Genomic DNA, 10,523 nt, shown 5'->3' on the forward strand with positions numbered 1-10,523 from the left:
TCCCGTTCCCGGCGCCGTCGCGCCAGACTCGATGCATTTACCGCGTCGGGGCGGACGCTAATGCCGGGTGACCCGGAAACCCGGGCGCGGAAAGACTCCTGAACGACAGAATTCAGAAATGCGCAAGGATTCCGAACCAGTGGATGACCTGGCAAGAAAAGCTTAAGAATCTCCTCACAACTTGGAACTCGATGCGCCGAGGCCGGCTGGCAATACTGGGATTCGTGCTGAACTCCCGACGGATGATCCCCACGCCCAACAGGACGATCCCGACTCTTCCCGAGCTCGCGGACCGGCGTACACCTCGAGCTGCGAACGCTGCCCGAGAAGCCGGGCCGGATGCCCGTTCGTCCGGCCGCGAGGAACTGATCGCCCGCGTGCTCGACGTCTGCACGAGCCGTCCGGGGCGGCCGCTGGTCGTGATCACCGGCCCGGCCGGGATCGGCCGCAGCTGGGTGCTGGGTCGGCTGCGGGCGCGGCTGTCCGGGCTGGATGTCTCCACTGCGGACATCAGGGTTTCCGTCGGGGATCGGGATTTCCCCGGTCTGGTGGGCAGGATCGCCGATGAGCTGGGCTCGCCGCCTGTCCGCGGCGAGTCCGGCGCGGCCGCGGTGCGGCGGCTGTCGGCCGCCCCGATCCGAGGAGGCCGGCTCGTCGTCCTCATCGACGATGCACACCGGCTCGCCCCCGAAAGCCTCTCCGCCGCGCTCGACGTGCTGGCCGACGACCGGATCACGTTCGTCTGCACCGTCACCACGCCCAACGACGGCGGCGCGGACCTGGCGCCGCTGCGCGCCCGCAGCCTGGTGCACGAGGAACGGCTCCGGCCGCTGCCGGTGTCCGCAGTGGACCACGTCCTCACCTCGCTCCTCGGCGCCAAGCCCACGCCGGGGCTGGCCGCCGAACTCCGCGACGCGTGCCGGGGCGTGCCCGCCCTGGTGCACGCCGCTATCGAGGGCTACCTGGCGGCCGATCGCCTGCGGGTCGTCGACCGCCGGGCGCACCTGATCGGCACCGGTGCGCCCCGGCTGCCGATCACCCACCCGCTGTTCGCGACCCTGCGCGATCCGGCGACCTGGCCCGTGGCCAAGGCCTTGTCGGTGCTGCACCCGCTGGGCGAGGCGGCGCCGGCGCTGATCGCCGCGACTGCCGGGATCGGCGAAGACGAGGTCCTCGAAGTCCTTCGCGAGCTGCGCGCTTCGGGAGTGGTCGCGTTCCGGAACGGCTGGCGGTTCCGAGCGCCGATGCTCGCCGCGTTGCTGACCGCGTGCCTCGGCCCCTACGAGCGGAGCAGGAGCGCGCAGCTGGCCGTGACCGCGCTCTGGGAACGTGCCGTGACCTGCCCCGATGACGGCTATCTGCCGGATCGGATCGTGGACGCGGGCAGACTGGTGGACGCCGAGCGGGCGGCGGCGGAGCTGCTGGCCCACGGCGAGGCGGCACCGGAGGACGCTCGCGCCGTCCGGTGGCGGTGGGCGGCGTGCGGGCTGATCGCCGATCCCGCCCGCCGCGCCGCGGCGCTGCACCGGCATTCCGTCCTCTGCGCCCAGCACCAGAGGTTGGCCCCCGCCGCCGAGGCGGCCGAGGCGGCGCTGCGCGACCACGAGGACTGGCTCGCGGCGGATTCCGTGCAGGAGCTGCAGATCATCGCCACTGCCGGGCTCGCGAGCAACGGGCACACGGCCGCGCTGCGCGACATCGCCGCGGTCGGATGGCACTCGAGTGGCGACGCGACCCGCCTCGTGACCCGCGCCGCCGCGCTCTGCCTGCTCGACCGCTGGTCCGATGCGCGCGACGAACTCCTCGCCGGGCACGGCACGTGGAACGCGGGCGGCACCGGCTCGGCCGCTTTCGGGCAGGCCATCGCCGAAGCCGCGGTGGCGGTCGCGGGCGGGACGGCACCGACGGCCGCGTCACCCACCGTGGAAGCGGCCCGGGCACTGCTCCAGTCACTCGGCTTGGGCTCCCCCGATGTTCCGGCGGATGGTGGGGCGGTCCGCGCCGCCCTGTCCGGGCAGTGGGACCGCTCGCTGGACCTCGCCCGGTCGGCCATCGCCACCGCGTCCCTCCACGGTGATCCGCCCGGGCAGGCCGCGATGTTCCGGGAGATGGCGACCATCCTCACGGCGCGCGGTCAGCTGAACCGGGCCCGGGCCGCCATCGAGGACGCCCGCTCCCGCCACCTGCTGCTGCCGCACCGGTTGGCCCTCCCGGAAGCGTTGCTGGACCTGACGATCGGCGCGCACCAGCAGTCGCGAGCCGTCGTCGAGCAAGCGCTCACCGCTGCCTCCGAAGCCGGTGTCATCGCCGGGACCGAGGAGTTGTGGCTGCACCTCGCCGAATTCGATTCGCGGCGCGGCAACAAGGACGCGGCGAGGCTGTACGCGGAACGGATCGAACGGATCGCCGACGAGCTCAGCACCGCCGAGGCCCACCAGAACCGGCTGCTCGCCCGGGTATTCGTCGAGGGCGACTCGGACGCCGCGGCGGAAGTCCTGGGACTCGCGGCGGGGCGGGGCCGGCCCTTCGAGTTCGCGACCACCGTCACCGCCGTGGCGGAACGCGGGTTCGCCGACCGGAAGCTCCTGCTCGCGGCGTACGAGGCTTTCGGCGAGCTCGGCGCCCTGCTCCCCCGCGCGCGGCTGCGGTTGCTGATGCGGGAGCGCAACGTGGCCGTCCCCGGCCGCAACGCGACGGTGGCGGAGAACGAGCGGCTGCTGGCCACCCTGATCACCGAGGGCCTGACCAATTCGCAGGTCGCTACCGTGCTGAGGACCAGCGAGAAGAGCGTGGAGGGGCGGCTGACCAGGTACTTCCAGCGCACGGGTTACCGGTCGCGCGCCGAACTCGCGACCGCGACGCTCCGCGGCTGCGCCTGACCCGCGGCTCAGCGGATCAGGGGCAACCGGACGTCGAAGCAACAGCCGCCGGGCACGTTGCGCACCGACACGTGCCCGCCGTGGGCTTGCACCAGCCCGTGCACGATGGTCAGACCGAAACCGCCGCCCCGGGCCGCCCCGTTGTTCGCCTTGCGGCCACGCCATCCCATGTCGAAGACCGAACCCAGGTCCTGCGGCGGGATCCCGCCGCACTCGTCCGACACCGACACCACCGCCCAGCCGTTCACCGCGCGGACGTCGACCACCACCGTCGTCCGCTCCGGGCTGTACCGGATCGCGTTCGACAGCAGGTTGTTGAACACCCGGGTCATGGACCGGTCGTCCACCCGGACGGTGACCGGCTCGACCGTCCTGGCGCGCAACCGGATCCCGCGGCCGGCGGCCAGCACGTCGAGTCCGGCCGCCTCGTCGCTGACGAGATCGTCGAGGGCCACCTCCCGCGGGTTCAGGCGCAGCGTCCCGGTCTGGATCTGGGAGAGCTGGAAGAGGTCGTCCACCATCGCGGTGAGGTGCTCGGTGTCCGCGCGAATCCTCCCGAGGTAGTCGTCCAGGTCGCTCACCACACCGTCCTCGATGGACTCCGCCACGGCCCGCAGCCTCGCCAGCGGGCTGCGCAGGTCGTGCGAGATCCAGGCGACCAGCTGCCGCCGGGACTGCTCGACCGCCCGTTCCCGCCGCCTGGACTCCGCCAGCTTGTCACTGGTGATCCGCAATTCCCGCGCCAGCTCGGCGAACTCCGCGCTCGGCGGGTCCTCCGGCAGCCGGAACCGCTCGGCCACGCCGAAGGTGCGGGTGGCGTCCGCCAGCTGCCTGCTGCCCTTCATCACGGACCTGCCGAGCAGCAGGCCGATCCCGAGCGAAACCGCGCCGGCGACGAAGTTGACCAGCAGTGGCACCGCCACCGGCACTTCGGCGGACTGCGTCACGATGACGACGGTGATGGTGCCCGCGTTGGTGCCGCAGACGGTGATCACGATGACCGCGATCAGCGAGTTCCCGACCGGGTACCGCCGGAGCAAGCGCAGCGCCACGGCACCGACGAGCCCCACGCCCACCGACTCGAACACCGCGATCAGCAGGATCAGCGACGTACTCACCGCGGACCGCCCGCGGGGCCGGGCCGGCCGAACCGGTGGCCGATGACCGCCCGCGGTACGAGCTCAGGAGAGCCTGAGCGCGACCGGTCATCCCCGGCCGGCCCCGCGCCCGGAACGGCGACCGGCGAGAAGCCGGTCCGTCCCGGGCGGCCGGTGCGCACCTGAGCGACCACGAGGTCGTCCAGGATCCGCTGCCTTTCCTGGTGGGGGCGGGGATCCGCGGCGTGATCCGTCTGCGTCATGTTCCGAACCTGCTTCAGAGCGTTGATCGGTCCACACTAGTCACCGATCAACACGACCCGGAAACGCTCTTGCCGTTGTGACAAGTTCGACCCGCAGCGGGGCGGTTCACGCCGTCACGATCGAATCGGGCGAGAACGCCGGATCGTCAGCGGCCGGTCGTCTCGGCCAGCGCGGTGTCGAGGATCGCCAGGCCGCGATCGATCTCGGCGTCGGTGGCGGTCAGCGGCGGCGCGATCCGGAACGTCCCGCCCATGCCCGGCAGCTGCACGATGTTCATGTGCAGCCCGAGCTCGGTGCAACGCCGGGTGACGGCGGCGCCGAGCTTGTCGGCGTCCTCGCCGCCCGGCCCGTCGATCAGCTCCAACCCGACCAGCAGGCCGCGCCCGCGCACGTCGCCGATCACCGGATGCCGCGCGGCGAGCTCCTCCAGCCCGCCGCGCAGCCGCACGCCGAGCTCGCGGGCGCGCACGTCGAGGCGGTCGCGGCTGAGCACGTCCAGGACGGTGTTGCCGACGGCGGCCGGAAGCGGGTCATTGACGTGCGTGGTGAAGAACAGGAATCCGCGGTCGTGGGCCTGCTGCTCGATCTCGGCGCTGGTCAGCACCGCCGCGAGGGGCAGCCCGGCGCCCAGGGTCTTGGACAGGACCAGGATGTCCGGGACGACGCCGTCGCGCTCGAACGCGTACCAGTCACCGGTGCGGCACAGCCCGGTCTGGGCCTCGTCCAGGATCAGCAGCATGCCCCGCTCGCGGCACTTGTCCCGCAGCGCCGCCAGGTAGCCCGGCGGGAGGTCGATGACGCCGCCCGAGCTCAGCACGGGCTCGACCAGGCAGGCCGCGAGGCTGCCGACCGACTGGGCGTCGATCAGCTCGAAGCCGAGGTCGAGCTGCCGGCGCCAGTCCAGGTTCCCGTCGGCGTCGACGATTCCCGGCCGGAACCGGTCGGGGACCGGCAGGGCGAAGTTCCCCGGAGCTGCCGGACCGTACCCGACCCGCCCGGCGCTGTAGGTGGCGTTCGCCGCGGCCTGGGTCATGCCGTGCCAGGACCGGGCAAACGAAACGACCTCGTGCCCGCCGGTGACGAGCTTGGCGATCCGCAGCGCGGCCTCGTTCGCCTCGGCACCGGTGGTCAGGAACATCGCCTTGTCCAGCGGCTCCGGCAACGTCCCCGCGAGCCGCTCGGCGAGGTCGAGCACCGGGCGGCTCAGCATCCCGCTGTAGAGGTGGTCGAGCCGGGCGACCTGCTCGCGAACGGTCGCGACGATCTCCGGGTGGGCGTGGCCGAGGATCGCGCTCATCTGCCCCGACGTGAAGTCGAGCAGCTCGCGCCCGTCCTCGGTGAACACCGAGCTCCCCTCGGCGCGGGCGATGATCCCGGGGCTGAAGGCGCCGCGCCCCGAGTAGCGGACCAGGTGGCGTTCGGGTGCGGTGCCCGCGATGTCGTCCAGCATGGCCCCGACGCTACGAACGGACGTAGCTTCACGTCCATCACACGATTTCGACGATGCTGTTCGATGGAGCTGCACAATGGTGGCATGCTCAACCCGTGGCGCCTGCGCCTGCTCGGGCTGCTCGACAGCCTCGGCACCGTCCGCGCGGTGGCCGAAACGCTGCACATGAGCCCGTCGACGGTGTCCCAGCAACTCGCCGTGCTCGAAACCGAAACGCGCAGCCGGCTCATCGAGCGGTCCGGGCGCCGGGTGCGGCTGACCCGGACCGGGATCGCCCTCGCCCGCCGGGGCCGCGAGATCCTGGCCCAGATGGCCGAGGCGGAGGCCGAGCTGCGCGCCCTCAACGACGAGCCGATCGGCACCGTCCGGCTCGGGGTGTTCCAGAGCGCGATCTACACGCTCGCCGTGCCGGCGGCGGCCCGCCTGGCGGACTCCCACCCGCACCTGCACGTGGAGCTGATCGAGTCCGAACCCCACGAGAGCGGGGCCGCGCTGCGCACCGGCGAGGTGGACGTGATCGTGACGACCACGGACTACGTCAAGTTCCCGTGGGACCGGGACCTCGAAGTCGTCCCGCTGGGGACCGACCCGGTGGTCCTGGTCCTGCCGCCGGACCATCCGCTCGCGCGGCGCCGGGTGATCGACCTCGCCGCATGCGCGGAGGAGACCTGGGCGTGCGACCGGCCAGGCTCGTACATGGCGGAGCTGACCCAGCGGCTGTGCCACGAGTCCGGCTTCGAACCCCGGGTGGCCTGCCGGTTCAGCAATTGCCTGCTGCTGCTCCAGCACGTCGAGTCCGGCCGGTCGGTGGCACTGCTGCCGGCGCTGGCAGTTCCGCCCGGCACCTCGGTCGTCACCCGCGAGCTCAGCACGCCGGTGCACCGCAACGTCGCGATCGTGCGGCGCCGGGAGGCGGGACTGCGCACGGCCGTGGACGCCGTCGTCGAGACGCTGCTCGACCACCCGGACATCCCGACCCTGTCCGCCCCCGGCTCCGCCGGACACCGGTAACACCCCGCTTCGGCCTCCCCATCCCGCAATTTCCATTGAGGTTTTTCCAACCTCGTTTTGCGTGGCGGTGCGGGTAGCGGAACCTCAGAGGCTTCCTGGTCTGTGGGTGCCCCTCCTGATGTGTCCAATACACGGCGGAGGGGCCGTCCTCGCCAGGAAACCTCTGAGAACCCGCGGCGGTGCCAGTGTCATAGGTGGGCTATGCGCCTGCGGCGCATGCGACAGCCCATCGACGTACACCTTTGCGACCCGCGACTGCGGGCTGACCAGGATGAAAAACGCTCAATGGAAATTGCGGAAAAAACAGGACTCCTCCGCGAGCCCCGGTCTATTGTGGACGTTTGGCTCGAACCCGGCGAGGTCTTCGCCGATCTCGGCAAGGGTGGCATCGGCCCTCGCGCTACCGCCGGCCGGGGCGATATGAGCGACCCGACGACGGCGGCTACTGCGCGATGCGGACGAAGGTGTCGAGCTGGGCGGCGTTCAAGTACTGCTCCAGCAGCTGGCCGATGAGCGGGGCAGCTCTCGCAGGCAGCGAAGAGCTCGTGCCGGACCGGATGGCCTGCACGTGGGTCCGCAACTCGTCCGCGACGCGCTGCCTGCGCTCGTCGGTGGCGTCCGGCGGCATTTCGGCCAGGCATCTGAGCGCATCCAGGAACTCCGTGCTCTGCGCGTGCTCGCCCACGGCCGCGAGCTCCTCGCGACGCGCACGGACGTCGGAGCCGAGCAGGTGCCCCATCAGCGTGGCGACGTCGAGGTCCAGTCTCGTCGCATCGGGCGGGAGGCGGGCGACGTCGTGCAGCCGGGTGAGGTCGCCGTGGACGTCGGCCGGGATGTCAGGGCTGCGCCCTTCCACGCGCAGGGCGCGCACTAGATCGCGTTGCGCCTTCAACCGCTCGATCTTCGAGTCGATGCCGGCTTCGACTCGCTCGAGAATCGTCGTGCTCGTGTCCGTCGACTCATCGTCCAGCATGGCCGGCACATCGGCGAGGCTCACCCCGAGCTCGGCGAGATGCCGGATGCGCAGAAGCCGTACCAGGTGAACCGCGGTGTATCGCCGGTAGCCGTTCGAGGACCTGGACGGCTCGGAGAGCAGACCGATCTGGTGGTAATGCCGCAGTGTCCGCACGGTCACACCGGCAAGATCCGCGAGTTCCTGCGACCTCAAGGAAGGCCCTCCGTTCCAATGAGGTTTTGCCAGTGCCGTAGGTGGGCTATGCGCCTGCGGCGCATGCGACACCTCATCGACGTGCAGCTTTGCGACCCGCGGCTGCGGGCCGACCAGGATGATTAGGCTCAATCAATCTTGACTCCGACGCTACGTCGTAGTTTTTCCTCGGTCCAGGCATCACACGCGATGACGTGAGCACGGACCGAGGAGACGACATGAACCACGCACCGCCCGCCCGCGACGGCAAGATCCCGCAGGCGTTGTCGTACGTCCAGGCGTACCGGGACCGGCGGCAGGTGTGGCGCACGATCCTGGCGATGGTGGCTGGCCTTGGCGCGCTGCTCGCCGTGCTCTTCGTCGCGGCCGTGCCGGCCGGAACCGCGCTCGACCGCCTCCTCGGCGTGACACCGTTCGATCCGGCTGCGCCGTCCTTCACCGTCGGGTTCTGGATCGCCGGAAACCTCCTGCTCGCCGCACTGATCCCCACGGCGGGGTTGCTGCAGTGGTCGATCTACCGGCAGAAGCCTCGATGGCTGTCGTCGTTGGCAGGTGGCTTCCGGTGGCGGGTTCTCGGGCGTGCCGCTGTCGTCATCGTCCCGTTGTGGGCCGCGTACATGGTCGTTCTGCAGCTCGTCATGCCGACCGGACCGATCCGGCTGACCGCGACGACGATCGCGCTCACCGCCGTCGCGATGATCACCGTGCCCCTGCAGTCCGCAGGTGAGGAGTACCTCTTCCGCGGCCTGCTCTCCCGCGCGATCGGTGCGCGCTTCCGCAGCCCGGCCGCCGCGCTCACCGTCGCCACTGCCATTACTGCTGTGCTTTTCGGTGCGATCCACGGCGCCGCGAACGGCGGGACACTCGCCTACTACATCATCTGCGGGGTGGCCCTCTCGGTGGTGGTGCAGCGCACCGGTGGCCTCGAAGTCGCCGTCCTCGTCCACGCGGTGAACAACACGATGCTGCTCGTCCCGGCGATCCTGGCCGATCGCCTGGGCACTCTGTCGGCCCCCACCGGTCCGGTGCTGATCATCCCCATGGCCGTCATCGCCCTGGCCGCCGCCATCGTGTGGCGGCTGGCACCGCGGATCACCTCGCCCAACTGATGGCACCACCCGGCGGTCGATCCGGTGCCGGCCCGCCCTGAACGCGTCGATGGCCAGCGACCGCGGTCAGGTTTCGCCCTCGACCGACATGCGGCGGACGCCGCTTGCGGCGTGGCCCACCGCAGCTGCCGAAGTGCGCGCTGACCTCAGTGCACGGGAAATCCCCCACCACCGCGCCGGCGGCTCATCCCGGCAACGTGACGCCCGCGGGCTCGCCGGCCGGCTGCAAGCCTTCCTCCGGGACGCCGACCGCGTTCGGGCGGTCGCCGCCCGTACCGCGCACCGCATCACGGAACTCCTGCGCCCCGATGCGCGTCGATGCGGGCGCGCCCGGGTTGAGCAGCACGTCGACGCCTTCTTCGGGCAGGGCGGCGGCGAGCTCCTCTGCGGTGATCTCCGCCCACGCCGGGACGGTCAACCGCTGCGCGTGCGCGAAGGCGGTCAGCACCAGCACCGACGGCTTGCCGTCCGGTGCGCGGGTGACGATCGGGGAGTTCTCCTCGTCCAGGCCGATGACCAAATGCGAGCCGGGCAGTGATGCCATCAGTGCGGGAACGGCCAGCTCTCCCCGCATCACCAGCCGCAGCGTGGCGTCCACCGGGTCGGTCGGCGAGTCCTCGCTGGACGGCTCGTAGGCACGGTTCGGGCGGAAGTCCCGCAGCGAGCCGTCGCTGTCCATGTACCAGGAACCGACGATCGCTGTTTCCGGCGGCTGTTGCTGCTCGGGCTCGGGCTCCCACTCGGGGTCGATGATCAACATCCACCGGTCGACGGGCTCGCTCTCGGCAACCGGGGCGGTTTCGGGTGTTTCGTCCTCGGACATCGAAGGCTCCTCGCTGCTTCCTGTCGGCTTCAACGCTTTTCCGCCGGCGGCTCGGGCGGGGTTCCGCCCGCGTCCGGATCGCCGGTTCCGGCGTCGGCCATCGCGTGTTTGAGCGAGCTCGCCAGCACTCGCATGGACGTCGGCGCGCCCGGGTTGAGCAGCACGTCGACCCCCTCGTCGGGCAGTGAGTCGGCCAGCGCCTTCGCCGTGATCTCCTGCCAGGTCGGCACGTCGACCCGGCGGGCGTGCACCGGCGAAGTGGCGACCAGCACTGACGGCACCTCGTCCGGGGAGAGTGTGACGACGGCGTTGCCATCGTCGTCCAGCGCGATCAGCAGCAGTGCATCACGCATGGCCTCCAGCAGCGCCTCCCTGCGGTAGTCGCCGCGTACTACCAGTTGCAGCACCGCGTCCACCGGGTCGGTGGCGGAATCCTCGCGGGAGGGCTGGTAGTCCGGGTTGGCCTGGAACGTGCTGATGGTGCCGTCGGCTCCGATGTGCCAGGAACCGAGGACGGCCTCGTTCGGCGGCTCTTCCTCCTCGGACTCGGGCTGCCAGGCCGGGTCGATCACGAGGGCCCACGCCTCCTGGTCGGAACCAGCGGGTGTTTCCTCGCTGGGACCAGCGGGAGCTTCGCCCTCCTCCGGAGTGGGGTGGTCACTGGTCACTGGTGATTCCTTCCTGCATGCGCTGTGCCTGGTAACGCCGGTGAGGCGGGAAGG

The 10,523-nt window shown here is 71.0% G+C and carries 9 protein-coding genes; 3 read left to right on the top strand and 6 right to left on the bottom strand.

Annotation, left to right across the window (positions count from 1 at the left end; translation table 11 throughout):
* The first annotated feature begins 224 nt into the window (after nt 1-224).
* On the top strand, nt 225-2,879 hold the full coding sequence (locus AC07FN_RS03775; RefSeq protein WP_478394206.1) for an AAA family ATPase: 2,655 nt from the start codon (nt 225-227) through the stop codon (nt 2,877-2,879).
* 8 nt (nt 2,880-2,887) lie between these two features.
* Here AC07FN_RS03775 and AC07FN_RS03780 read toward each other — a convergent pair whose 3' ends face one another.
* From AC07FN_RS03780 to AC07FN_RS03790, 3 genes are all read right to left on the bottom strand, one after another.
* Nucleotides 2,888-3,997 carry a sensor histidine kinase gene (locus AC07FN_RS03780; protein WP_478394207.1) on the bottom strand — a complete coding sequence of 370 codons (1,110 nt, stop codon included), beginning with the start codon at nt 3,995-3,997 and terminating at the stop codon, nt 2,888-2,890.
* The gene (locus AC07FN_RS03785; protein WP_478394208.1) at nt 3,994-4,239 is read right to left on the bottom strand and encodes a hypothetical protein; all 246 of its coding nucleotides are present in this window, start codon (nt 4,237-4,239) and stop codon (nt 3,994-3,996) included. The genes AC07FN_RS03780 and AC07FN_RS03785 overlap by 4 nt, the downstream gene beginning before the upstream one ends.
* A gap of 146 nt (nt 4,240-4,385) precedes the next feature.
* Nucleotides 4,386-5,690 (bottom strand): aspartate aminotransferase family protein, encoded by a 1,305-nt coding sequence (locus AC07FN_RS03790; protein WP_478394209.1) that lies wholly within the window; start codon nt 5,688-5,690, stop codon nt 4,386-4,388.
* Nucleotides 5,691-5,774: 84 nt separating this feature from the next.
* On the opposite strand from AC07FN_RS03790, the gene AC07FN_RS03795 reads away from it, so the two are divergent.
* Nucleotides 5,775-6,701 carry a LysR family transcriptional regulator gene (locus AC07FN_RS03795; RefSeq protein WP_478394270.1) on the top strand — a complete coding sequence of 309 codons (927 nt, stop codon included), beginning with the start codon at nt 5,775-5,777 and terminating at the stop codon, nt 6,699-6,701.
* A 442-nt stretch (nt 6,702-7,143) separates the two neighbouring features.
* Here AC07FN_RS03795 and AC07FN_RS03800 read toward each other — a convergent pair whose 3' ends face one another.
* Nucleotides 7,144-7,941: a MerR family transcriptional regulator gene (locus AC07FN_RS03800; protein ID WP_478394271.1), complete on the bottom strand. Its 798-nt coding sequence runs from the start codon at nt 7,939-7,941 to the stop codon at nt 7,144-7,146.
* A 146-nt stretch (nt 7,942-8,087) separates the two neighbouring features.
* Here AC07FN_RS03800 and AC07FN_RS03805 point away from each other — a divergent pair, with 146 nt between their 5' ends.
* On the top strand, nt 8,088-8,978 hold the full coding sequence (locus AC07FN_RS03805; protein ID WP_478394210.1) for a lysostaphin resistance A-like protein: 891 nt from the start codon (nt 8,088-8,090) through the stop codon (nt 8,976-8,978).
* 184 nt (nt 8,979-9,162) lie between these two features.
* On the opposite strand, the gene AC07FN_RS03810 is transcribed toward AC07FN_RS03805, so the two are convergent.
* Nucleotides 9,163-9,801, bottom strand: a complete 639-nt coding sequence (locus tag AC07FN_RS03810; protein WP_478394211.1) for a type VII secretion system-associated protein — start codon at nt 9,799-9,801, stop codon at nt 9,163-9,165.
* Between the two features lie 29 nt (nt 9,802-9,830).
* Nucleotides 9,831-10,469, bottom strand: coding sequence for a type VII secretion system-associated protein (locus AC07FN_RS03815; protein ID WP_478394212.1), 639 nt, complete (start codon nt 10,467-10,469; stop codon nt 9,831-9,833).
* Nucleotides 10,470-10,523 lie beyond the last annotated feature (54 nt).

Source organism: Saccharopolyspora sp. NPDC045941 (assembly GCF_056431445.1).

Coding starts and splice junctions, on each gene's coding strand:
- AC07FN_RS03790 (WP_478394209.1), bottom strand. CDS start 5,690: ATGCTGGACGACATCGCGGGCACCGCACCCGAACGCCACCTGGTCCGC.
- AC07FN_RS03810 (WP_478394211.1), bottom strand. CDS start 9,801: ATGTCCGAGGACGAAACACCCGAAACCGCCCCGGTTGCCGAGAGCGAG.
- AC07FN_RS03785 (WP_478394208.1), bottom strand. CDS start 4,239: ATGACGCAGACGGATCACGCCGCGGATCCCCGCCCCCACCAGGAAAGG.
- AC07FN_RS03805 (WP_478394210.1), top strand. CDS start 8,088: ATGAACCACGCACCGCCCGCCCGCGACGGCAAGATCCCGCAGGCGTTG.
- AC07FN_RS03795 (WP_478394270.1), top strand. CDS start 5,775: ATGCTCAACCCGTGGCGCCTGCGCCTGCTCGGGCTGCTCGACAGCCTC.